Source organism: Embleya scabrispora, assembly GCF_002024165.1.
Classification (GTDB): Bacteria; Actinomycetota; Actinomycetes; order Streptomycetales; family Streptomycetaceae; genus Embleya; species Embleya scabrispora_A.
Genome location: NZ_MWQN01000001.1, coordinates 4,440,028 through 4,461,883, shown reverse-complemented (window position 1 = coordinate 4,461,883; position 21,856 = coordinate 4,440,028). Strand labels below are relative to the sequence as shown.

At 72.5% G+C, this 21,856-nt stretch carries 17 protein-coding genes; 10 read left to right on the top strand and 7 right to left on the bottom strand.

Annotated elements, in window-relative coordinates:
* Positions 1-3: 3 nt before the first annotated feature.
* The 3 genes from B4N89_RS19710 to B4N89_RS50730 all read left to right on the top strand — a co-directional run bounded on the left by B4N89_RS19710 (position 4) and on the right by B4N89_RS50730 (position 3,574).
* The gene (locus B4N89_RS19710; protein WP_078977163.1) at positions 4-1,116 is read left to right on the top strand and encodes a YeiH family protein; all 1,113 of its coding nucleotides are present in this window, start codon (positions 4-6) and stop codon (positions 1,114-1,116) included.
* Between the two features lie 599 nt (positions 1,117-1,715).
* Positions 1,716-2,213 (top strand): universal stress protein, encoded by a 498-nt coding sequence (locus tag B4N89_RS19705; protein ID WP_078977162.1) that lies wholly within the window; start codon positions 1,716-1,718, stop codon positions 2,211-2,213.
* A 155-nt stretch (positions 2,214-2,368) separates the two neighbouring features.
* Positions 2,369-3,574, top strand: coding sequence for a MerR family transcriptional regulator (locus B4N89_RS50730; RefSeq protein WP_101897126.1), 1,206 nt, complete (start codon positions 2,369-2,371; stop codon positions 3,572-3,574).
* A 13-nt stretch (positions 3,575-3,587) separates the two neighbouring features.
* Here the strand turns inward: B4N89_RS50730 and B4N89_RS19695 are convergent, their stop codons facing one another.
* Positions 3,588-4,247 (bottom strand): TetR/AcrR family transcriptional regulator, encoded by a 660-nt coding sequence (locus B4N89_RS19695; protein ID WP_078977161.1) that lies wholly within the window; start codon positions 4,245-4,247, stop codon positions 3,588-3,590.
* A 167-nt stretch (positions 4,248-4,414) separates the two neighbouring features.
* On the opposite strand from B4N89_RS19695, the gene B4N89_RS19690 reads away from it, so the two are divergent.
* Entirely contained in the window at positions 4,415-6,871 is a 2,457-nt protein-coding gene (locus tag B4N89_RS19690) for a beta-glucosidase family protein (RefSeq protein ID WP_078977160.1), read from the top strand.
* Between the two features lie 85 nt (positions 6,872-6,956).
* Here the strand turns inward: B4N89_RS19690 and B4N89_RS19685 are convergent, their stop codons facing one another.
* A complete protein-coding gene (locus B4N89_RS19685) occupies positions 6,957-7,160 on the bottom strand; it encodes a hypothetical protein (protein WP_078977158.1) in 204 nt (67 codons plus the stop codon).
* A 201-nt stretch (positions 7,161-7,361) separates the two neighbouring features.
* Here B4N89_RS19685 and hemC point away from each other — a divergent pair, with 201 nt between their 5' ends.
* Positions 7,362-8,261 (top strand): hydroxymethylbilane synthase, encoded by a 900-nt coding sequence (hemC, locus tag B4N89_RS19680; RefSeq protein ID WP_078977157.1) that lies wholly within the window; start codon positions 7,362-7,364, stop codon positions 8,259-8,261.
* Between the two features lie 54 nt (positions 8,262-8,315).
* On the opposite strand, the gene B4N89_RS19675 is transcribed toward hemC, so the two are convergent.
* Positions 8,316-8,798, bottom strand: a complete 483-nt coding sequence (locus B4N89_RS19675) for a hypothetical protein (protein WP_143658031.1) — start codon at positions 8,796-8,798, stop codon at positions 8,316-8,318.
* Between the two features lie 282 nt (positions 8,799-9,080).
* Here B4N89_RS19675 and B4N89_RS19670 point away from each other — a divergent pair, with 282 nt between their 5' ends.
* A complete protein-coding gene (locus tag B4N89_RS19670; protein ID WP_078977154.1) occupies positions 9,081-9,629 on the top strand; it encodes a hypothetical protein in 549 nt (182 codons plus the stop codon).
* A gap of 127 nt (positions 9,630-9,756) precedes the next feature.
* Here the strand turns inward: B4N89_RS19670 and B4N89_RS19665 are convergent, their stop codons facing one another.
* The gene (locus tag B4N89_RS19665; protein ID WP_078977153.1) at positions 9,757-9,981 is read right to left on the bottom strand and encodes a hypothetical protein; all 225 of its coding nucleotides are present in this window, start codon (positions 9,979-9,981) and stop codon (positions 9,757-9,759) included.
* Between the two features lie 132 nt (positions 9,982-10,113).
* On the opposite strand from B4N89_RS19665, the gene B4N89_RS19660 reads away from it, so the two are divergent.
* The 3 genes from B4N89_RS19660 (at position 10,114) to B4N89_RS19650 (ending at position 12,283) form a co-directional block, all read left to right on the top strand.
* Positions 10,114-10,320: a hypothetical protein gene (locus B4N89_RS19660; RefSeq protein ID WP_078977152.1), complete on the top strand. Its 207-nt coding sequence runs from the start codon at positions 10,114-10,116 to the stop codon at positions 10,318-10,320.
* Between the two features lie 257 nt (positions 10,321-10,577).
* Entirely contained in the window at positions 10,578-10,970 is a 393-nt protein-coding gene (locus B4N89_RS19655; RefSeq protein ID WP_201260867.1) for a protein kinase domain-containing protein, read from the top strand.
* Positions 10,928-12,283: a protein kinase domain-containing protein gene (locus B4N89_RS19650; RefSeq protein ID WP_143658030.1), complete on the top strand. Its 1,356-nt coding sequence runs from the start codon at positions 10,928-10,930 to the stop codon at positions 12,281-12,283. Before B4N89_RS19655 ends, B4N89_RS19650 begins: the two co-directional genes overlap by 43 nt.
* Positions 12,284-12,360: 77 nt before the next feature.
* Here the strand turns inward: B4N89_RS19650 and B4N89_RS47755 are convergent, their stop codons facing one another.
* Positions 12,361-14,076 (bottom strand): class I adenylate-forming enzyme family protein, encoded by a 1,716-nt coding sequence (locus tag B4N89_RS47755; RefSeq protein ID WP_161500757.1) that lies wholly within the window; start codon positions 14,074-14,076, stop codon positions 12,361-12,363.
* 3,486 nt (positions 14,077-17,562) lie between these two features.
* Between B4N89_RS47755 and B4N89_RS19635 the strand changes: the two genes are divergently transcribed.
* On the top strand, positions 17,563-18,066 hold the full coding sequence (locus B4N89_RS19635; RefSeq protein WP_161500756.1) for a MarR family winged helix-turn-helix transcriptional regulator: 504 nt from the start codon (positions 17,563-17,565) through the stop codon (positions 18,064-18,066).
* On the opposite strand, the gene B4N89_RS19630 is transcribed toward B4N89_RS19635, so the two are convergent.
* The gene (locus tag B4N89_RS19630; RefSeq protein WP_078977144.1) at positions 18,063-20,333 is read right to left on the bottom strand and encodes a RelA/SpoT family protein; all 2,271 of its coding nucleotides are present in this window, start codon (positions 20,331-20,333) and stop codon (positions 18,063-18,065) included. The two genes, B4N89_RS19635 and B4N89_RS19630, sit on opposite strands and share 4 nt — an antisense overlap.
* Before the next feature lie 244 nt (positions 20,334-20,577).
* Positions 20,578-21,714 carry a phosphotransferase family protein gene (locus B4N89_RS19625; protein ID WP_078977142.1) on the bottom strand — a complete coding sequence of 379 codons (1,137 nt, stop codon included), beginning with the start codon at positions 21,712-21,714 and terminating at the stop codon, positions 20,578-20,580.
* Positions 21,715-21,856: the final 142 nt, after the last annotated feature.

The window sequence follows — 21,856 nt, the reverse complement described above, 5'->3', positions numbered from 1 at the left end:
CCTATGACCTGCCAGGCAATCGACCGCTACCCGCGCGGGGACGGCGGGCCGAGGGTGGTGATCATGACCCTGACGATCGCGCGGCGCGCCCACCACCGGCAGTCCCCGGCTCCGGCCGGGACGGCGACGGCCCGACTGTGGCCGGGGCTGCTCGCGGCGGCGCTCGCGGTGGCCGCGAGTTGGGGCGCGCACCGGATCTGGCCGCACGTACCGATGCTCACGGTCGCGGTGGCCCTGGGTGTGCTCGCCGCCAACGTGCGGGCGCTGCCCGCCGCCACCGCGCCGGGGCTCGGCTTCGCGGGGCGGCGGCTGATGCGCGCCGGCGTGGTGCTGCTCGGGCTCAAGCTCGCCCTCGGCGACATCGCCGGTCTCGGGCTGCCGACCGTGGCGATGGTGATCGTCGTGGTGATGGTCACCTTCTTCGCCACCCGGTGGCTCGGCCGGCGCATGGGGCTGCCCGGCGACCAGCCGCTGCTGATCGCGACGGGCTTCTCGATCTGTGGCGCCTCCGCCGTCGCCGCGATGAACGGGGTCAGCGACAGCGACGAGGAGGACGTGGTCACCTCGGTCGCGCTGGTCACCCTGTGCGGGAGCCTGGCGATCGGGGTGCTGCCGCTGCTGCGGGCGCCGCTCGGCCTGGACCCGACCTCCTACGGCGGCTGGGTCGGCGCGAGCGTGCACGACGTCGGCCAGGTGGTGGCGGCGGGCGGGGTGGCCGGTCCGGTCGCGCTGCACACCGCGGTCGTGGTCAAGCTGATGCGGGTGCTGCTGCTCGCGCCGATCGTGGCGGGCACCGCGTACACGCTGCGCCGTCGGGCCGCGCGGGCCGGTGACAACGGGCGGGCCGGGTCCCGTCGGCCGCCGCTGATCCCGCTGTTCGTGCTCGGCTTCCTGGCCATGGTCGCCGTCCGCAGCACCGGCCTGCTGTCCGCCGACGCACTGGAGGCGGCCGGCACCGCGCAGGATCTGCTGCTCGCCGCGGCGCTGTTCGGACTGGGCGCCATGGTTCGGCTCGGCCGGCTGATTCGCACGGGGTGGCGCGCGCTGCTGCTCGGCTTCGCCTCCTGGGTGCTGATCGCCGGCGCGGCCTACGGCGGGGTGCTGCTCACGATGTGAACCCGCGCGGGACCGACGTCGCCGGGTCCGCGAAAGCGTCGAACCCGCCGACGGCCCGGCGCGTGTCGGGCCGTCGGACAGGTTCGACGTCGGCGCCGCGGCGCGGGTGGGCGTGCGGGTGGGTCGGCGTCCGACCAGCGGATCGCCGCCCGTGACGACGCGGTCGCCCGGACGCACGGTGTCGCCCTGACCAACGCTCGGGCGGGGTCCGGGGTAACGCCCGTTCCCCCTGCGGCGTCGGTCGGCACCCCCGAACGGGCCTCCGGGGCCGGCTCGAACCGGCCCGCCGCGGCCCGTGCGGCGCCCTTTCGACCGGGTCCTAGACGGCCGCGTCCGCAACGCAATCACCCACACGGCCGCCCGGGTCTCCCCATTCACGGCCTTGTCCGGCTAATGTGCGTGTCTCGCCGAGGCTTTGCCCGGGGGATCCATCCCCGCGCGTGGTTCGGCGGACCGCACCATGCCCAGACCGGTACACGGCCCAGAGTCTTTTTTGTCCGGGAGAACCCCGGCCGACCCTGTCGAATGTGCGGGTCGGCGCAGTAATCTGGTACAGAAAGCCCCGAGGCGCCCCTCCACAGCAAAGACGCCCGATTCCCATGGCTGCTTTCGAGTTCAGTGACTTCCCGGACGGCACTCCGTTGCTCCGTCCCGATTCCCCCCAACAGCGCGATCCCGCGTTCCAGCATCCCGTCGTGGTCGGTTTCGACGGGTCCGAGTCCAGCGAGCGAGCCCTCGCGTACGCGTCGGGCATGGCGCGCAGACTCGGCGGCGGGCTGGTGATCGTGCACGTGGCCAACCGGATTCCGGCCACCGTGTGGGCCGGCTGCGAACCGCCGGTCTTCATCGACGTGCCGGACAGTCGTTCCGAGGCTTTGGGCCTGGAGTTGGCCTGCGCGGACCACCTCAGCGACGTGCCGTGGATCCTGGTCGAGCGCGGGGGTGACATCTGCCACGAGATCGAGGACGTCGCGCGCGAGTTCACCGCCGACGCGATCGTGGTCGGCGGATCCACCGGGCTGGCCAGTCGGATCTTCGGATCGGTCGCGTGCCGTCTGGTCAAACACGCCAAACGCCCGGTCGTGGTCATTCCCTGAGCCCCGCACCCGCGCTTTTTTCCTTACCGGGATCCCCGGGCCCGTGCTCCGGGACCATTCCCGCGCCCATTTGCGATCACCGCGTGATCGAACCTCGAACGCATCTGCATTACGTTGGCCGCGGACACGGGGCACGAGGATCGCGAGGCACGAGGTTGGCGGATTATCGGATCGAAGACCTCGCCCGCGAGGGGGGCACCACCGTACGCAACGTACGGGCATACCAGGATCGCGGACTGTTGCCGCGGCCCAGGCGCCAGGGCCGGGTGTCGCTGTACGAGGACGCCCATCTGGGCCGGCTGCGCCTGATCGGCCAACTCCTGGAGCGCGGCTACAGCCTGGTCAGCATCAAGGAACTGCTCGACGCCTGGGACGGCGGGCGCAGCCTCGGCGGCGTGCTCGGCCTGGTCGCCGAGGCGAGCGGTCCGTGGAGCGAGGAGACCCCGGAGCGGATGACCCGCGCCGAGTTGATCGCGATGTTCGGCGGACTGTCCGATCCGGTCGCGCTCGCCGGGGCGGTGCGCCTGGGCCTGCTCGAACCCGAGGACGACTCGCTGACCGTGTTCCGGGTGCCCAGTCCGCGCGAGCTGGCGGTCGGCGCCGAGCTGCACGCGGCCGGCGTCCCGGTGGGCGCGGTCACCGAGCAGTTGCGGATGTTGCGCGCCGCGATGGAGCACGTGGCCGAGGGCTTCGGGCGGTTGATGGAAACGCACCTGCTGCCCGCCGACGGCGACGCGGACGAGACGGCGGAGATGATCCGTCGGATGCGTCCGCTGGCGCTGCGCGCGGTGGAGGCCGAACTGGCCCGGGCGATGCGCCGTACGGCCGCCCGCCGGCTCGGCGAGGAGCTGGGGAAGGTGCTGCGCGAGGAGCCCGAGCGCACCCGGACCGAGCCGGTGCCGGCCGACGACGCCGCGGAGCCGGCCCTGGATCGGCACGCGTTCATGTCCGACGCGTGGATCGCGGCGGTGTCCCGGCTGAGCCGGTTGATCACCCCGGATCCGGAGAAGCGCACGCCGCATCCGGCGATCGTGGACATCGTGGTCAGCGACGTCCCGGACCGCGAGGACCCGGCCGAGCTGCATCTGGACGTCTTCCAGGGCCGCGTCCTGGTCCGCCCGGGCCTGCTGCCGGGGCCGGACCTGATCGTGCACATGGACTACGACACCGCCCGCCGGGTGATCCTGCTCAACGACCGGCACGCACCGCGTGAGGCGCTGGCCGCCGGCCGGATGACCGCCCGGGGCGACCTGTTCGGGCTCACCGTCTTCCGCGAGGCGCTGGCGGGGTTGTCCAACTGGGACCTGGGCGCGGTGCTGCGCGAGCTGACCGCGGGCGAGGGCGCGCCGGACAAGGCGTAGGAGCGGTCCGGGGTCAGGCCCGGATGCGGCGCAGCAGGTGCTCGGCGTAGTCGCCGAACAGCGCCGCCATGTCCACGTGTTCGGGGTCCAGCAGCCATTGCAGCTGGAGCCCGTCCATCATCGCGAAGATCTGCGCGGCGACCGCGGCCGGGTCCACGTCCGCGCGCAGTTCGCCCGACGCCACACCGGCCTCCAGGGACGCGGTGACGCTCGCCCGAAGGCGCGCGTAGCGGTCCCGGGCCCACCCGTGCGCGGGGTGGTCGGTGGTGACCGCCTCGCCGGTGAGCACGGTGAAGAGCTGGACCAGGCCGGGGATGGCCTGGTTGTGCCCGGCGAGTTCGGTGAACTTGGCCAGGACCGCCGCGCCGCCGAGCGGAAGTTCCGCCAGGTCCAGGTGCGCCATGTCCATCCGGTCGCGCAGGTCGAGCACCGCGACGAGCAGTTCCTGCTTGCTGCGGAAGTGGTGCAGCAGCCCCGCCTGGGTGAGTTCGGCGCGCTCGGCGATGCGCGCGAGCGAGGTTCCCCGGTAGCCGTTCTCGGCGAATTCCTGAAGCGCGATGTTGAGGATGCGCGTACGCCGCGCGTCCCCCGACGCGTACCCCCGTCCGCGCGGTCTGGCCCGCCCGGACCGGGTCGGCGGGGAGTCGGAGAGATCGTCGGGTCGTACGTCCATGGCCCCATCCTGCCGTGTCCCGGCGAAGGCCCGTCGAAGAGCAGGTCACGCAGAGATAACAAAACTACCGACTATAAAGTTTTCCGATTACGGTACGAGGAGGTCCCCCACCGACTCGTCCGGCGGAATCCGGATCGATCGGGAACGCGAGCGGAAGGCAGACGACGATGTCCGACCCCACCCCCACCGAAGCCACGGACGGCGAGCTGCGCGAGCTGGTGACCCGCCTCACCCTCGAGGAGAAGTTGTCCCTGATCGTCGGCGAGGACTTCTGGTCCCTGCCCGAGATTCCGCGCATCGGCCTGCGCAAGCTGCGCGTCTCCGACGGCCCGGTCGGCGTCCGCGGCGTCACCTGGGACGAGCGGGACACCTCGCTGCTGTTCCCCAGCCCCACCGCGCTTGCCGCCGCGTGGGACCCGGAGGTCACCCGCCGGGCCGGTTTCGTGATGGGCGCGCAGACCCGCGACAAGGACATCCACGTCCTGCTCGCGCCGACGGTGAACCTGCACCGCAGCCCGCTCGGCGGCCGGCACTTCGAGTGCTACTCCGAGGACCCGCTGCTCACCGCGCGGATCGCGACCGCCTTCATCGAGGGGGTGCAGTCCGCCGGGGTCGGTGCCACGATCAAGCACTTCGTCGGCAACGAGACGGAGGACGACCGCATGTCCTACGACTCGCGGATCGACGAGCGCTCGCTGCGCGAGGTCTACCTGCTGCCGTTCGAGGAGGCCGTGCGCACCGGCCGGGTGTGGCTGGTGATGAGCGCGTACAACCGGGTCAACGGCGAGACGATGACCGAGAACTCGCGCCTGGTGAACGACGTCCTCAAGGACGAGTGGGGCTTCGACGGCGTGGTGATCTCCGACTGGATGGCGGTCCGCTCCACCGAGGCCGCGGCCGCGGGCGGCACCGACGTCGCGATGCCGGGCCCGTCCGAGGTGTGGGGCGAACCACTGCTCGCCGCCGTGCGCGAGGGCCGGGTCGCGGAGTCGCTGATCGACGAGCGGGTGGTCCGGGTCCTGCGCCTGGCCGCCCGCGTCGGTGTGCTCGGCGACCGCGCTCCGGCCGCGACCACCACCCCCGACGACGCGATCGCCACGCTGCGCGAGATCGCCGCCCGGGCCATGGTGCTGCTGGCCAACGACGGCACCCTCCCGCTCGACCCGAGCACGCTCTCCCGCGTCGCGCTGATCGGCCCGAACGCCCTGCGCCTGTCCGCTCAGGGCGGCGGCAGCGCGCACGTGAACCCCGCACACGTGGTCTCGATCCCCGAGGGCCTGCGCGCCGCTCTCGGCGACGACATCGAACTGACGCTCACCGAGGGCGCGTTCACCCACCGCGCGCTGGCCGACCTGTCCCTGGACACGGCCGTCGACCCGGAGACCGGCGAGCCGGGCCTGCGGGCGGAGTTCCTGGACGCCGACGGGAACCTGCTCTCCTCCGAACACCGCCTGGGGTCGAGCCTGATGTTCTGGCCGGACAACATCCCGGCCGGAGCGACCTTGATCCGACTGCGGGCCAACGTCACCCCGACCGTGTCCGGCACGAACATCCTGGACGTCCGCGGCGCGGGCCGGTTCGAGGTCGACATCGACGGCACGACCCGGACGATCGACATGAGCGCCCCCGAGGGCACCGACGTGATCGAGACGATCATGCGCCCGGAGGCCACCCGCATCGAAATCGAGGCGACGGCCGGTACGGAGGTGGCGATCCGGGTCGACTTCAGCCAGGGCGAGCGGTTCTTCATGGCCGCGCTCGGCCTGGGCTGGGCGAACCCGCGCCGCTCCGAGGAGGACGAACTGACCGCCGCGGTCGAGGCCGCCCGGGCGGCGGACGTGGCCGTGGTCGTGGTCGGCACCACCGACGACATCGAGTCGGAGGGCTTCGACCGGGCGAACCTGGCCCTCCCGGGGCGCTCCGACGAACTGGTGCGCCGGGTCGCCGCGGCCAACCCGAGGACCGTCGTGGTGGTCAACGCGGGCTCGCCGGTGCTGATGCCCTGGCGCGACGAGGTCGCCGCCGTGGTGTGGGCCTGGCTGCCCGGGCAGGAGGGCGGCGCGGCCCTCGGCGACGTGCTGACCGGCGCGGTCGAACCGGGCGGCCGGCTGCCCACGACCTACCCGGCCGCCGACACCGACGTCCCGGTGTACTCCACCGCCCGGGTCGACGGCGAGCACCACTACGCGGAGCGGTCCAGCAACATCGGCTACCGCGCCTGGGCCCTGGGCGAGGCCGCCCCCGCCTACCCGTTCGGCCACGGCCTGGGCTACACGAACTGGGCCTACGAGGAGGTCGCGGCCAAGGGCGACGCGGCCGGCGTCACCGTCGAGGTCACCGTCGCCAACACCGGCGACCGTCCCGGCCGCGAGGTGGTGCAGGTGTACCTGGAGACCGCCGACGGCACGCTGTGGGGCCGCCCGGAGCCGATCCGCCTGGTCGGCTTCGCCGCGCTCGACGTCGAGCCCGGCGCGCGGACGACCGCCACGATCGACATCGACGCCCGCACCCTGGCCCGCTGGAACGAGCGGGACGCGGCCTGGGCCACCGCGCCCGGCACCTACACCCTGCGCGTCGGCCGCTCCCTCGGCGACCTGCGCCTGAGCACCGACATCGGCCTCTGACCCGGGGCACGGGGGTGTCCCGATCCGACCCCCGGACCGGATCGGGACACCGCCGGCGCCGCGCGGGCGGGGGCCGGCCCCCGCCTCAGCAGCGCTGGCCGAAGGCCGGGTTGATGAACGCGAGCACGCCGGCCTCGTTGCCACAGACCCCGCTCACCGTTTCGATCGTGTCGGCCCGAACCGTGTGCGTCTCGGGACCGGCCGGCACGGCCACCGCCACCGTCGCGCCGACGACGGGGGCCGCGATGACGGCAGTGCTGACCAGAAGGCCGCGAACGATGCGCTGCATGGGGCGGTTTCCTTGTCTCCAGGTCCGGTGTCCGTCGAACGCCGACGAGCCGTGCCTGCCCAACGCCGCACCCCGCCCGAAGGACACGGCGGCTGGGCCGAACGACTGGCGGCCGACCCGCCCCGATCCGACATCCCCCGCGAGGTACCGGACTTCGCCGAAATTCGGCCCCGCGGGCGCCGCGGCCCTAGCGTGTCGCGTATGCAGCTCCGCATCGGAACCCGGTCCTCCCCCATGGCCCTCGCACAGGCTCGGCTCGTCGCCGCCCTGCTGTCCGGACAACCGCTCGAACCCACGATCGTCCCGCTGTCCACGAGCGGCGACCGCTGGGGCGGCAGCCTGGCCCGTCTCGGCGGCAAGGGCGCGTTCGTCAAGGAACTCGACCGCGCCCAACTCGACGGGGAGGTGGACCTGGTCGTGCACTGCCTCAAGGACATCCCGGGCGACGTGCCGCTGCCCGACGGGCTCACCATCGCCGCCTACCTGCCCCGCGACGACGTCCACGACTGCGTGGTCGGCGCACGCCTGGCCGACCTGCCGGCCGGCGCCCGGGTGGGCACCAGTTCGGTGCGCCGCGCGGCGCAGCTGCGGCGCCGGCACCCCGGGCTGACGCCGGTACCCATCCGCGGCTCGGCCAACGGTCGGCTGGCCAAGCTGGACGCGGGCGATTTCGACGCGCTGATCCTGGCCGTCGCCGGCCTGGAGCGGATCGGCGAACAGCGGCGCGTGGCCCAGATCCTGACTACCACTCAGATGTTGCCGGCGATCGGCGCGGGGGTGTTGGCGCTGCAGTGCCGGGTCGACGACGCGGCGACCCTGGCCGCCGCGCGGGCCCTGGACGACGCGTCCACCCGGGCCTGCGTCACCGCCGAACGGGCCCTGCTGCGCGAGCTGCGCGGCCACTGCCACAGCCCGATCGCGGCCCACTGCACCGACTCCGACACCGGCCTGACGCTGCACGCCGCGGTGTACTCCGCCGACGGCGCGGACCTCCTGGAGGCCACCGACCACGGCTCGGAGCCGGACAAGCTCGGCGTCGCGGTCGCCGGCGAACTGCTCGCCAAGGGTGCCCGCACCCTCATCGACGAGATCCCGCACTGACGAGTCCGTCACCGCCGCCCCGGCGGGCGGCGGTGACGGACCGGGCCGACCCCGTCATCCGGTGTTCAGGCACTTCTGCACGGTGCTCTGCAACTCGTCGGGCAGCTTGTTGGTGCGCGCGTACTCCTGGTCGAACGCGTTCATCTGCGCCTGGCTGTACTTGCCCTGTAGCTCGGTCAGCGTGCACTGGCAGTAGCGGGTGTTGTTGTTCGAGGTGCCGAGGCAGCCGTTGAGGAAGCTCGTCGAATACGAGGACGACCAGTCGCCGCCGGTCCCCGCGGAGGTGCCCGGCGAAGTCGGGGTGCCCGGCGCGCTCGTGCGCGGACGCGTCGTGGTGGGTCGGCCGGCGGTGGGCGTCGGCGAGGTGTCGTCCGTGGCGCGCGTGGTGGAGCTCTCCTCCTCCGACGGGCTTGGGCCGCTCGCGCTCTGCGTCTTCTTCGCCCCCAGGCCCCCGAAACCGTCGTCCCCGCTGCTCCCGCAGGCGCCGACGGCGCACGTCAGCATCACCGCGAGCAGTCCGACTTTCACAGTGCGCATGTATTCCCCCTAAAACGACGTGATCGTGACTCTCCTCCCCTCGCTCTGCCCCCGACAAGGGGAACTTTTCGGCCATTGCATAACGGTTTCGTCTTCGGATCGCCACATCGCACGCCGCCGCCGGCCGGGTTTACCGCTCGACAAACTCCGACAAACCGTCCATGAACGTGCCGATCGTCACATTCCATGGCGTTTAGCGGTCGAGTCTGTCCACTATGGACGGGTTGCCTCCCATCGAACGGAGTTGCCTCCCCGTCGGACGGCAGAAAGGAACGGCACACCATGAGCCTGACGCCCGAGCACGTGACCGCGCTGCGCGGCCTCGCCGCCGATGTCTCGGCCCTCGGCGCCGAGGGTGCCCAGCGGCACCCCGCGTTCGCCGGTTCCGCCGGTTCGATCGCCGACCGCGCGGACGCGCTGTCCACACAGGCACCGCCGTTCCACAAGGTGGCGCTGCGCCGGATCGGCGACGCACTCCGGGCCTGCGCCGAGTCCCGCGAGGCGGGCGATCCGGAGCGGGTCGCCGCCACCCAGCGCACCGCCGCGCACCTGGCCGACCGGCTCGTCATCGCCCTGGACCGCTACGCCGCGGCCTCGCCGACCGCGACGCCGGCCACCTGCACCCGCTGCAACGAGCCGTACATCGCCCAGTTGATCCCCACTCAGCGGCGCTACCTGTCCCGGATCGACGCCCCCGTGTCGGGGCAGGTGTTCAACGCGTCGGGCACCACCTACATCGTCGAGCGCCACGTGTTGTGCGCGTTCGGGGGTGCGACCGACCCGGCCGGCCTGCCCGAATTCGAGAACCCGGCCGACCTCGACAACGCCTGACCGCACGGCACGCCGACGCCGGCGCGCACCGAAGAGGCCGGTTCCCCGTCCGGGGCCCCGGCCTCTCTCGTCTTCGCGGTCCCTCGCGGTCCCCGGTCGCCGTCGCGGTCCTCGGCCGTCGCCGGTCCTAGCGGTCCTTCTTCAAACGTCGCAGGTATTCACGTGTCCAGCCGGTGACCTTGACCACCTCGGACTGCTTGACCCCCGCGCCCATCGCCCGGATCGCCGCCCGCTTGAGTTCCTGACGCGCCTCTTCGTGCGCCTTCTCGGTTTTTCGGTAGGCCTTCGCGGCCCTGACCAGGCCTTCTTCGGCGGCTTCGGGATCCGCGCCGCCGACATCCTTGTGATCCACACCGTCAGGATGCCATATGTGCGGCCACCTCCGTAGGCCAACACAGTTGACATTTACCGATCCAAGAAGGAAACTGGAGACCGAACCGAAGGTGAACGGAAGGTTAACGTCACCAGTCACGGAGGAAGCACCATGCTGAAGACCCTCACCGCCCCCGCCATGTGCACCCGTTGCGGCGAGCCGTATGTCGCGGCGCTCAGCCCGCGCTCGCTCGTCACCCTGCAGACTCCGGTGTTCCGCGCCCCGGAGATCGTCGGCGGCCGGTTGATGACGATCGACGACACCGTCTGCCTCGTCGAGCGGCACGCCCCCTGCACGGGTCTCGGCAACTACCGCTGATCCTCGCCGGCGGCCGGCACGGCCGCCGGCATCCCGGCGTCGACCAGTCGACGCGGCAGTTCGCCGTACCCAGTGCTCTCGACCTCGACGCGCTCCCCGTCCCCGGCCACACCATGTGGACCGGGGACGTCGCGTTGCCCCCGCGAAACCCGGCGGCCCCGGGCCCCGTCCCCGAGGCGATGTCGCATACGGTTCCCCACACGGACGCTGCTACGAAAGAATCACATCCACAGGGCGCGTACGGGGAGGCGTTTGCGGTGGCTCGGTTGTGGCTCGGCAGCCGGTATCGGCTGGACGAAAAGCTCGGCTCGGGCGGCAACGCAACCGTATGGCGGGCCTGGGATCGCAGGATGCAGCGCTTCGTCGCGGTCAAGGTGCTCAAGGAGTCCTTCGGCGGATCCAACAGCATGGACCGCTTCGGCCGGGAGGCGCTGATCCTCGGCCGGCTCTCCTCGCCCAACATCATCGTGGTGCACGACCGCGGCCTCAAGCAGGTGGTCCGGCACCCCGGCGAACCCGACCGCACCCCCCGAGGAAGTCGCCTCCCGTGGGCCCGGAGCACTCCGCGCCCACGGTCGCCCGGCGGCCGGGCGATGTCGCGACGCGGGTGTTCGACCACGACGCCGAGACGCTGCACGACGCGCAGGTGACCTCCGCGCTCGGCGCCGGACCCGCCGACATGCGGGAGACCGACGGCAAGGTCATGTACCTGGCGATGGAGCTGATCACCGGCCGTACGCTGGCCCAACTCGTCGCGGACGGCACGTGGTTGCCGATCGGCCTCGTGATCGGCTGGGCGATCCAGCTGTGCGACGCGCTCGACGTCGCCCACTCGGGCGACGTCCTGCACCGCGACATCAAACCCGCGAACGTCATGGTCACCTCGCGCGGGGTGGTCAAGGTGCTCGACTTCGGCATAGCGCGCTACATGCAGAAGGAGTCCTCACGCGCGGGCATCACGCTGCCCGGCAGCATGATCGGCACTCCGGCGTACATGGCGCCCGAGCAGATCCGCGGCGAGACGGTCGACGGCCGCGCCGACCTGTACGGCGTGGGCTGTGTGCTGCACGAAATGCTCACCGGCGCGCCGCCGTTCGGTCTGGACCACCCGCACTCGATGATGCACGCCCACCTGGAGAAGCCGCCCGAGTCGGTGCGCAACTCCCGGTTGGAGGTGCCGGAGGATCTGGCCGCGCTGGTGCTGGCGCTGCTCAGCAAGCGGCCGGAGAATCGGCCGGCGAACGCGGCCGAGGTCCGGGATCGACTGGACGACCTGTCCGTCAAGCCGCCGCGCAACCTCGCCCCGCAGCCGTGGGGGGTGCCGGCGCCGGAGTCGGTCGCGACGATCGACCCGCAGCCGACCGTGGACCAGCCGGTGCGGCTGGTGCCGCCGCCGACCGGGTCGCGGCCGGTGCGGGCGAACGATTCGATCCAGGCGCTGCGGGACGAGATCGGGCGACAGGTCCGGGCGTTCGGCCACGACCATCCGGACACGCTGCGGATGCGCGAGCAGTTGGCGGACCGGCTCGGCCGGGACGGCGATCCGACCGCGGCGATGCGGCTGCTGCGCGAGGTGATCTCGGACAGCGGCCCGCTGCGCGGCGCGCTCGACCCGCGCACGCTGCGGGCGCGGCGGCGGCGGGCGCACTGGACCGCGGCGGCGGGCCGGCCGGCGGAGGCGGCCAAGCTGCTCCGGAACCTGCTGCCGGACCAGGTCCGGGTGATGGGCACCGACCACATCGAGACGCTACAGATCCGGCACGAACGGGCCCGCCGGGAGGGCGAGGCGGGCAACTTCATGACCGCGGTGCATCAGCTGCGCACGCTGATCCCCGACGTGATCCGGGTGCTCGGGGCCGAGCACCGGCTGGTGATCGAGCTGTGGGACGAGCTCACCTTCTGGGAGCACCGGCTGGACGGCCACGGCGACCAGGACGCGGCACTGGCGCGCGACGGGTCCTGACCGGACGGGCGGCCGGCGGCGGGGCCCGCCGCCGGCCGCCCGTCGCGGGCCCGCGTCGCCCACGGTCGTCCCGTCCGTCACAGCGCGAGCATGTCCCGCAGTTCGCGCTTGAGCACCTTCCCGACCGCGTTGCGCGGCAGCGCCCGTTCGGTGAAGCGAACCAGCGTGGGCACCTTGAACGCGGCGAGCCGACGCGCCACGTGCCCGCGCAGTTCGGCCGCGCTCGCCGCGCCGGGCACGTGCAGCCGGACCACCGCCGCGACCTCCTCGCCCAGGTCGTGGTGCGGCACCCCGACCACGGCCACCTCGGAGATCGCCGGGTGCTCGAACAGGATCGCCTCGACCTCGGCCGAGTAGACGTTCTCGCCGCCTCGGATGATCACGTCCTTGAGCCGGTCGACCACGTACAGCCGCCCGTCGGTGTCGACGTAGCCGAGGTCGCCGGTACGGAACCACCCGCCGGGGAATGCCTCCTCGCTCTCCCGGGGCCGATTCCAATAGCCCCGGACCACGTGCGGGCCGCGCACCCGGATCTCGCCCGTGCGTCCGATCGGCAGTTCCTCCCCGGTCAGCGGGTCGGCCACCCGCAGATCCGCGACCGGCACCGGGTGCCCGACGCTGTCCGGGTGTTCGTAGTAGTCGTCGCCCGAGTTGACCACCACCACGCAGGTCGTCTCGGTCATCCCGTAGGCGTTCAACGGCACGATCGTGTTGCCGGACATGCCGCCCACCAGGGCGACCAGGTCCGGCGGCACCGGCGAGCCGCCCATGCCCAGGCTGGTCAGGCTGGACAGGTCGCGCCCGGCGCGCAGCGGCGACTCGACCAGCCGGCGCAGCAGCGTGGGCACCATGTTGGCGGTGGACAGCCGCTCGGTCTCGATCAGTTCGAGCGCGGTGGCGGTGTCCCAGTGGTGCATCAGGCACAGCTTGGCGCCCTGGGCGGCGCCGATGTACAGGCCGGACAGGCCGGCGACGTGGAAGAACGGGTAGACCTGCAGGCTGCCCGGCGCGGCCGCGCCGGTCGGGAACCCGTCGGGCAGCGCCGGGCCCTTGGCCAACTCGGCGATGGGCAGGCCGGCGCGGGCCAGTGCGACCGCCCGGGTCAGCTCCATCGTGTGCAGGTTGGTGGTGTGGTTGTGGTGGGTGGCGACCGCGCCCTTGGGGCGCCCGGTGGTGCCGGACGTGTAGATGATGGTCGCGTCGTCGAACGGCTCCGGGCCGCCGTCCGGCAGCGCGCACTCGCCGGTGAACCCGCGCAGCAGCGCCGTCAGGTCCGCCTCGCCGGCCGCCGGCGGCTCGTCGAGACCGGCCACCAGGGTGGGCAGTGCGCCGCCGGCCCGCCCCCGGATCAGGTCGGCCCGCTCGTCGTCGCAGATCAGCACCGTGGTGCCGGAGTCCTCCAGGGCGTAGCGGAGTTCGTCGACGGTCCACCACGCGTTCAGCGGTACCGCGATCGCGCCGAGCACCTGGGTAGCCCAGAACGCGAGCGGCCATTCGATCCGGTTGCGCATCGCGACGGCCACCCGGTCGCCGCGCCGCACGCCGTACTCGTCGGCCAGATGTCGGGCCAGGTGGGCGACGAGGCGGTGTTGTTCGGCGTAGGAGATGCGCTCGCCCCGGTAGACCAGCGCGTCCCGGTCGCCGTGGCCGATCAGGCCCTCGAAGACCGCGCGCAACGTCGGCGGGGCCTTGCTCAGCACCCGCCAGGGAATGCCGTCGTGGACGACCTCCTCGATCGCGTAGGCCGATTCGGGTCCGGTCAGTTCGGCCAGGGCCTGTGTCCGATCCAGCATCCGGTGGGTCCACCTCCTGCACGCTGCGAGCGACTGGTGTACCGGGGGTTGGGAGCGCATCCACGCTAATGCGGAGATCGCATCGCGGGAACCTTTTGCCGGGCGCTTCGCGCCGGCTCGCGAGGGACCACTTCTCTGCGGCTCCGCCGCTCTCCGCGCTGCGCGCGTCGATCGCGTGGGCGGCCCGGGGCGTGGGCGCTGACGCGCCACGGGGTGGCGGTCGCAACGGCTTGCTCGCGGAGAGAGACGGTGGGCGGGCGAAGTCGCGGGGGGAGTGAAGGGGCGGGCCGGGGTCGTGGTGGCGGCGGCGGCTTTTTGTTGGGCGCTTCGCGCCGGCTCGCGAGGCACCGCTTTTCTGCTCCCCCGCTTCGCTCCTCCGCAGAAAAGCGGCACCCCGCTCGCGGCTGTGCGCCCCTCCGCTTCGCTCCGGGTCGCCCAGCCCAAAAAACAAACGGCGGCTCCGCCGCTCTCCGCGCTTCGCGCGTCGATCGCGTGGGCGGCCTGGGGCGTGGGCGCTGACGCGCCACGGGGTGGCGGTCGCAACGGCCGACTCGCGGAGAGAGACGGTGGGCGGGCGAAGTCGCGGCGGGAGCGAAGGGGCGGGCCGGAGTCGTGGTGGCGGCGGCGGCTTTTTATTGGGCGCTTCGCGCCGGCTCGCGAGGCACCACTTTTCTGCTCCCCCGCTTCGCTCCTCCGCAGAAAAGCGGCACCCCGCTCGCGGCTGTGCGCCCCTCCGCTTCGCTCCGGGTCGCCCAGCCCAAAAAAACACAAGGCGGCTCCGCCGCTCTCCGCGCTGCGCGCGTCGATCGCGTGGGCGGCCCGGGTCGTGGGCGCTGACGCGCCACGGGGGTGGCGGTCGCAACGGCCGAATCGCGGAGAGAGCCGGGGGCGGGCGAAGTCGCGGGGGGAGTGAAGGGGCGGGCCGGGGTCGTGGTGGCGGCGGCGGCTTTTTGTTGGGCGCTTCGCGCCGGCTCGCGAGGCACCGCTTTTCTGCTCCCCCGCTTCGCTCCTCCGCAGAAAAGCGGCACCCCGCTCGCGGCTGTGCGCCCCTCCGCTTCGCTCCGGGTCGCCCAGCCCAAAAAACAAACGGCGGCTCCGCCGCTCTCCGCGCTTCGCGCGTCGATCGCGTGGGCGGCCTGGGGCGTGGGCGCTGACGCGCCACGGGGTGGCGGTCGCAACGGCCGACTCGCGGAGAGAGACGGTGGGCGGGCGAAGTCGCGGCGGGAGCGAAGGGGCGGGCCGGAGTCGTGGTGGCGGCGGCGGCTTTTTATTGGGCGCTTCGCGCCGGCTCGCGAGGCACCACTTTTCTGCTCCCCCGCTTCGCTCCTCCGCAGAAAAGCGGCACCCCGCTCGCGGCTGTGCGCCCCTCCGCTTCGCTCCGGGTCGCCCAGCCCAAAAAAACACAAGGCGGCTCCGCCGCTCTCCGCGCTGCGCGCGTCGATCGCGTGGGCGGCCCGGGTCGTGGGCGCTGACGCGCCACGGGGGTGGCGGTCGCAACGGCCGAATCGCGGAGAGAGCCGGGGGCGGGCGAAGTCGCGGGGGGAGTGAAGGGGCGGGCCGGGGTCGTGGTGGCGGCGGCGGCTTTTTGTTGGGCGCTTCGCGCCGGCTCGCGAGGCACCGCTTTTCTGCTCCCCCGCTTCGCTCCTCCGCAGAAAAGCGGCACCCCGCTCGCGGCTGTGCGCCCCTCCGCTTCGCTCCGGGTCGCCCAGCCCAAAAAACAAACGGCGGCTCCGCCGCTCTCCGCGCTTCGCGCGTCGATCGCGTGGGCGGCCTGGGGCGTGGGCGCTGACGCGCCACGGGGTGGCGGTCGCAACGGCCGACTCGCGGAGAGAGACGGTGGGCGGGCGAAGTCGCGGCGGGAGCGAAGGGGCGGGCCGGAGTCGTGGTGGCGGCGGCGGCTTTTTATTGGGCGCTTCGCGCCGGCTCGCGAGGCACCACTTTTCTGCTCCCCCGCTTCGCTCCTCCGCAGAAAAGCGGCACCCCGCTCGCGGCTGTGCGCCCCTCCGCTTCGCTCCGGGTCGCCCAGCCCAAAAAAACACAAGGCGGCTCCGCCGCTCTCCGCGCTGCGCGCGTCGATCGCGTGGGCGGCCCGGGTCGTGGGCGCTGACGCGCCACGGGGGTGGCGGTCGCAACGGCCGAATCGCGGAGAGAGCCGGGGGCGGGCGAAGTCGCGGGCGCCGCGTTGCTTCTTGTTGGGCGCTCCGCGCCGGCTCGCGAGGCACCACTTTTCTGCTCCCCCGCTTCGCTCCTCCGCAGAAAAGCGGCCCCTCGCTCGGGGTCGGCTGTCCCTCCGCTTCGCTCCGGGCCATCCGACCCACAACACCGCGGCTCCGCCGCTCTCCGCGCTGCGCGCGTCGATCGCGTGGGCGGCCCGGGTCGTGGGCGCTGACGCGCCACGGGGGTGAGAGGTGGGGAGGCCAGGCTCGCGGGATGACGCGGGTCCCACCCCGCCTGGTCACCGTCGCGATGTGGGCCTTGCCCGGTGACCCGAGTCGTTGGTGCATCCCGTCGGCGCGTCAGCGCCCACGACCCTGGTCGAGATGGTGATCGACGCGCGAAGCGCGGAGAGCGGCGGAGCCGCCGCTTGTTTTTTCAGGCTGGGCGACCCGGAGCGAAGCGGAGGGGCGCACAGCCGCAAGCGGGGTGCCGCTTTTCTGCGGAGGAGCGAAGCGGGGGAGCAGAAAAGCGGTGCCCCGCGAGCCGGCGCGAAGCGCCCAACAAAAAGCCACCGCCGCCGCCACGACTCCGGCCCACCCCTGCCCTCCCGCCGCGACTGTGCCTGCCGTCCTGCTCCCGTCGCGACCGCGCCCACCCACCCGCTCCCGCCGCGACCCCGGCCCACCCCTTCGCTCTCGTCACAACTCCAGCCCAGCCCGCTCCTCACCCCGCGACCCCGGCCCACCCCTTCGCTCCCGCAGCCGCGACCACGCCCACCCACCCGCTCGCGGCGGACTCCGGCACCGCGCGTGGCCTCCCCACGCCCACCACCTCACTCACCCCACGCCCCCGCTCACCCCGCAGCTCCAGCGCCCCACTTGCCCACCTCACGCCCCCCGCGCCGACCCCGCTCACCTCGCAGCCCCAGCACCCCTCCTTGCCCCCCACCACCCACGCACCACGCCTCTCACCCACTCCGCAATCCCGGCACCTCATCTCACCCACCCCACGCCCCGGCACCGCGCCCCACCCACCCCACAACCCCCGCACCCCATCTCACCCACCCCACGCCCCCGGCACCGCGCCTCACCCACCCCCAACCCCGACCCCGCTCACCTCACAACCCCGCCACCCCATCTCACCCACCCCACGACCCACGCACCACGCCTCACCCACCCCACGCCCCGGCACCCGCCCCGCCCCCCACCCGACTCCCCGCGCCCCCGCCCCATACCCCCATCCCCCACCCGGCGCAGCTTGTTGTGTTTTGCAACCGTTTCCGGCACGCTTGGCGCACATTCAGGGTGCGCGGTGATGAGGAGCAAGGCGATGTCGGACAGCGTTGAGCGGCGAGTGGTCCGTGAGGTCGGTGCCGCCACCCGGTTGATTCGGCTGTTGATGGCTCCTCCGCTCCAGGCCGCGGGGATCACCCAGGCGGAGTTTCACCTGCTCGCCCTTTTGGAGGAGCGCGGCACCTCGACCGGCAAGGAACTCGCCTGCCTGCTGAGCCTGGACAAGACCACGATCAGTCGGCAGTTGACCTCCCTGGAGGAGGCCCTGCTGATCGCCCGGACCACCGACCCGACCAATCGCCGATCGCACCTGATCACCGTCACCGAAGCCGGCCGGTTGCGGCTCGCCGACGCGCGCAGGCGCAGCCTCGCGGTGATGGCGGAACGGTTCGCCTCCTGGCCCAAGGAGGAACTGGGCGCGCTCGCGGACCACTTGGCCCGCTTCAACGACGTCCTGCGCGGCGACGTGGCGGAGGTCGGCGTCGAGCCCGATCGGACCCGGCCGAGCCAGGGCCGGTCGAGCGGATCGGACCGACCCTAGGGTCGGTCCGCCACCCTCGGGTGTACGCGCGGCCTCGCCCGGTAGACGTCGTATACGCCCTGCACCCGGCGCAGGGCCCGAAGCAGCTTCGGGAGGGTGGCCAGGTCGGCCAGGCGGATCGTGTAGGTCTGTCGGACGCGCATCTGCTGCGGCGGCGCGATCGAGGCCGAGGTGATGTCGGCGCCCTCCGCGTCGATCGCGGCGGTGACGTCGGCGAGGAGGCGGGGGCGGTCCAGGGCCTCCAGTTGCAGGGTGACCCGGTAGCCCTGGTCGGCCTGGTGCGGCAGCCAGGACGCGGCGACCACGTCGCGGCCGGCGCGGCGCATCTGCTGGACGTTGGTGCAGTCGGCCCGGTGTACCGCGACCGTGCCGCCGCGGATCACGAAGCCCGCCAACTCGTCCGGCGGCACCGGGGTGCAGCAGCGGGCCAGGCGGACCGGCGCTCCGGGCGAGCCCGGCACGCTGACCGCGGCCTCGCCGGGGTCGGAGGGGGCGCGTCGGGTCCGGGCCGGGGCCTGGGCGGCGGCCTCGTCGGGCGCGGCGGCCGGCTCGGGACGGCTCGCCGGGAGGGTCGGCGCGGCCTCGCCCGCGGCGGCCAGGTTGCCCAGCGGCGGGGCGAGCAGCGGATCCATCCGGCCCTCGATGCCGTTCGGATACTTGGCCAGCCAGGCTTCGATCGCCACCCGGGCCAGCGGGCTGCGGACGAACGAGAGCCATTCCTTCGACGGTGCCGCCGCGCCGGGCGGGGCGGTGATGATGGACACCGTCTCGCCGTCCGCCAGGACCGAACTCAGCGCCACCAGGCGGCCGTTGATCTGCGCGCCGATACATCGGTGGCCGGTCTGCTCGTCGATCGCGTAGGCCGCGTCCACGCACGTGGAGCCCGCCGGCAGGGTGAGCGGACGTCCCCCGGGGGTGAAGACCAGGAGCTCGCGGTCCGCCGACAGGTCGGCGGTCAGCGAGCTCCAGAAGACGTGTGCGTCGGGGATGCCGCCCTGCCAGGCGAGCAACCGGTGCAGCCAGGCGAGTTGCTCGGGGGCGTCGGGCCCGGCCTCCGCTTTCCCGGTGTGCGCCACGACGCCGAACTCGGCCAGGCGATGCATGCGACGGGTGCGGATCAGTACCTCGACCTTGTCGCCCTCGGGCAGCGTGATCGCGGTGTGCAGCGATTGGTACAGGTTGAACTTGGGGGTTGCGATGTAGTCCTTGAACTCGCCCGCGATCGGCGACCAGCAGGTGTGCAGTACGCCGAGCGCGCCGTAACAGTCGGTGTCGGCGTCGACCACGATCATCAGCCGGGAGAGGTCGAACGGGCTCAGGTCCTCGCGTCCGCGCCGCTTTTGTACGCGGCGCACGGATACGTGGTGCCGCGCGCGCGGCGATACCTCCGCCTCGATCCCGGCCTCGCGCAGCGCGCGTTTGACCGTCGTACACAGTTTCGACACGGCCTCGTCGGTGACCGCCTGACTGGCGCTGACCGTGCGCGCCGTGGCGGCGTGCTCCTCGGGTCGGAGCGTGGCGAAGACGATGTCCTCCAGCTCCGACTTGAGCACGTGGATGCCCAACCGCTCGGCGAGCGGGATGAACACCTCCTGCGTGGCCTCGGCGGTGCGGATCTGGCTGGCCCGGCGGCGATATCGGATCGTGCGCATGTTGTGCAGCCGGTCGGCCAGCTTGATCACGGTCACCCGCAGGTCCCGACCGGTGGCCACGATGATCTTGCGCATCGTCTCGGCCTCGGCCCGGTCGCCCAGGTCGACCCGCTCCAGCTTGGTCACCCCGTCGACCAGGTGTGTGACGTCGTCGCCGAACGCCGCGCGCACCTCTTCGAGGGTCAGGTCGGTGTCCTCGACCGTGTCGTGCAGCAGCGCGGCCACCAGCGTGGTGGTGTCGGCACCCAACTCGGCCAGGATCGTGGCCACCGCGAGGGGGTGCGTGATGTACGGCTCGCCGCTCTTGCGCATCTGCCCGCGATGGGACAACTCGGCAACCGCGTACGCCTCTTGAATGGCCGTCACATCGGCCTTCGGGTGGTGCACACGATGCACCTGGAGCAGCGGTTCGACCGCGTCCGGCGTGCGTCGACGGCTTCCGGTGAGGAACGTGACCGCGGCCAGACCCAGTCGTTGGATGGGTTGTTGGACAGGCCGGCGGGACAGTCGTCCGACGCGGTCGGACATGCTCCGGCTCGGAACGTCACCCTCGGCTCGCGGCGCACCCTTGGGCACACCGGCCCCGGCCGGCGGGTCGAGTCCCCCGATCGTCATGCGGCACCTCCGGCAGCTACCCCCGGAGTCGCCCCCGGGAATTCATGCTACCGACAACAACACGGACGGTGTCCGCGTGATGTCGCCCGTCACACACGATCACCCGCACGGGTCAGATGTGCCCGTCTCGGATGATGGTGAAGAGTCCAGCCTAACCCCTCGGGATCTTGTCCGAGCGCACACCCGCCGAGCCCGGGGAGGGCGCCCGCCGCGGGACCGGCGCGCGGGTAGTGGTGACGGGGCGTCAGTTCTCCTGCGCGCGCTCCCAGTACGTGCCGGCCAGCATCGCCTCGATCAACCCCCGGTGCAGCACCGTCTCGTCGAGGTCGGCCGGCTGCTCGCGCTCGCCGAAGTGCCACTGGCGGTGCGCGATGCGGGCCATCACCGCGCCGTGCCGCACCGCCGCGTACATCTCGAAGTAGCGCATGTCACGCGGCGTGTGGCCGGTCAGCTTCTCGTACTGCGCGCACACGTCCTCGGTGCGCATGAAGTCGGGCAGGCCGGGGAGGCCGTAGCGGGTGGCGATGTCCTGGAAGAACGCGTGGATGAAGATCATCCAGGCCAGGTCCAGTTCGCGCGGACCGACCGCGGCCATCTCCCAGTCCAGGACCGCGGTCGGCGTGAAGTCCACGTACAGGATGTTGCCGATGCGGGCGTCGCCCCAGCTGATCACGTCCGGGCCGACCTCGGCGGGGAAGTTGTCCTCCAGCCACTCGAACGCCCGATCCAGGAGCGGCACCCGCTGCCCCTCGATGCCCCACTCGTAGAACGCGCGCAGGTCGTCCAGGTGCCGGCGCAGCGCGGTCTCGCCGGCGCCGTCGTACTGGAGGAACGCGATCTCCTCGGGCGTGGTCTCGATCCCGTGGATCGCGGCCACCACGGCCACCGACTCCTCCTGGAGCCTGCGGCGCTGCTCGGGCGTGGCCGCGAGCATCCAGCCGTCGATCGTGTACGGCATCACGTCGGGCGGCGCGGCGCCCTCGGCCCGGCGCATCACGAAGAAGGGGGCGCCCAGCGGCCCCTCGTCCGGCTCGTTCCACAACAACGCGGGCACCGGGATCGAGCAGCGCTCGGCGACCAGCGTCATCACCGCGAACTGCTTGTCCATGTCGTAGCTCGGGAAGACCGGCTTGGCGTCCATCGCCGGCCGCATCCGCACCACGCAGCGTTCGGTGCGGCGCTCGCCGTCCGCGGTCCACGTCGCGTCGAACAGCAGCGTCTCGCTCGACATCCCGTTGCCCGACGGGGCGCGCAGCTCGGAGATCTCCGGCTCGGCGCCCTCGGGCAGTCGGCCCGCCAGCCAGACCAGCAGTTGATCGTGCACCGTCGCCAGGTCCCGCGTGCTGGTCTGCGGACGGGTGACCTCGTCGGAGTCGGCCACGACAACCTCCGGTATCCACGTCGCGAGCTGCGACCGGCGGTGCCGGACGTCCCTGCCGACGCCCGGTCCCCGCCCTGCGGGCAGCGTCCACCCGGCAGAAAAGTGAAACACGTTCTATCATGTGTGACACGTGTCATCAATG

Excerpts from the sequence above, each read along its gene's own strand:
- B4N89_RS19710 (WP_078977163.1), top strand. The coding sequence starts at position 4 with ATGACCTGCCAGGCAATCGACCGCTACCCGCGCGGGGACGGCGGGCCG.
- B4N89_RS19705 (WP_078977162.1), top strand. The coding sequence starts at position 1,716 with ATGGCTGCTTTCGAGTTCAGTGACTTCCCGGACGGCACTCCGTTGCTC.
- B4N89_RS19695 (WP_078977161.1), bottom strand. The coding sequence starts at position 4,247 with ATGGACGTACGACCCGACGATCTCTCCGACTCCCCGCCGACCCGGTCC.
- B4N89_RS19690 (WP_078977160.1), top strand. The coding sequence starts at position 4,415 with ATGTCCGACCCCACCCCCACCGAAGCCACGGACGGCGAGCTGCGCGAG.
- B4N89_RS19685 (WP_078977158.1), bottom strand. The coding sequence starts at position 7,160 with ATGCAGCGCATCGTTCGCGGCCTTCTGGTCAGCACTGCCGTCATCGCG.
- hemC (WP_078977157.1), top strand. The coding sequence starts at position 7,362 with ATGCAGCTCCGCATCGGAACCCGGTCCTCCCCCATGGCCCTCGCACAG.
- B4N89_RS19675 (WP_143658031.1), bottom strand. The coding sequence starts at position 8,798 with ATGCGCACTGTGAAAGTCGGACTGCTCGCGGTGATGCTGACGTGCGCC.
- B4N89_RS19670 (WP_078977154.1), top strand. The coding sequence starts at position 9,081 with ATGAGCCTGACGCCCGAGCACGTGACCGCGCTGCGCGGCCTCGCCGCC.
- B4N89_RS19660 (WP_078977152.1), top strand. The coding sequence starts at position 10,114 with ATGCTGAAGACCCTCACCGCCCCCGCCATGTGCACCCGTTGCGGCGAG.
- B4N89_RS47755 (WP_161500757.1), bottom strand. The coding sequence starts at position 14,076 with ATGCTGGATCGGACACAGGCCCTGGCCGAACTGACCGGACCCGAATCG.
- B4N89_RS19635 (WP_161500756.1), top strand. The coding sequence starts at position 17,563 with ATGTCGGACAGCGTTGAGCGGCGAGTGGTCCGTGAGGTCGGTGCCGCC.
- B4N89_RS19630 (WP_078977144.1), bottom strand. The coding sequence starts at position 20,333 with ATGACGATCGGGGGACTCGACCCGCCGGCCGGGGCCGGTGTGCCCAAG.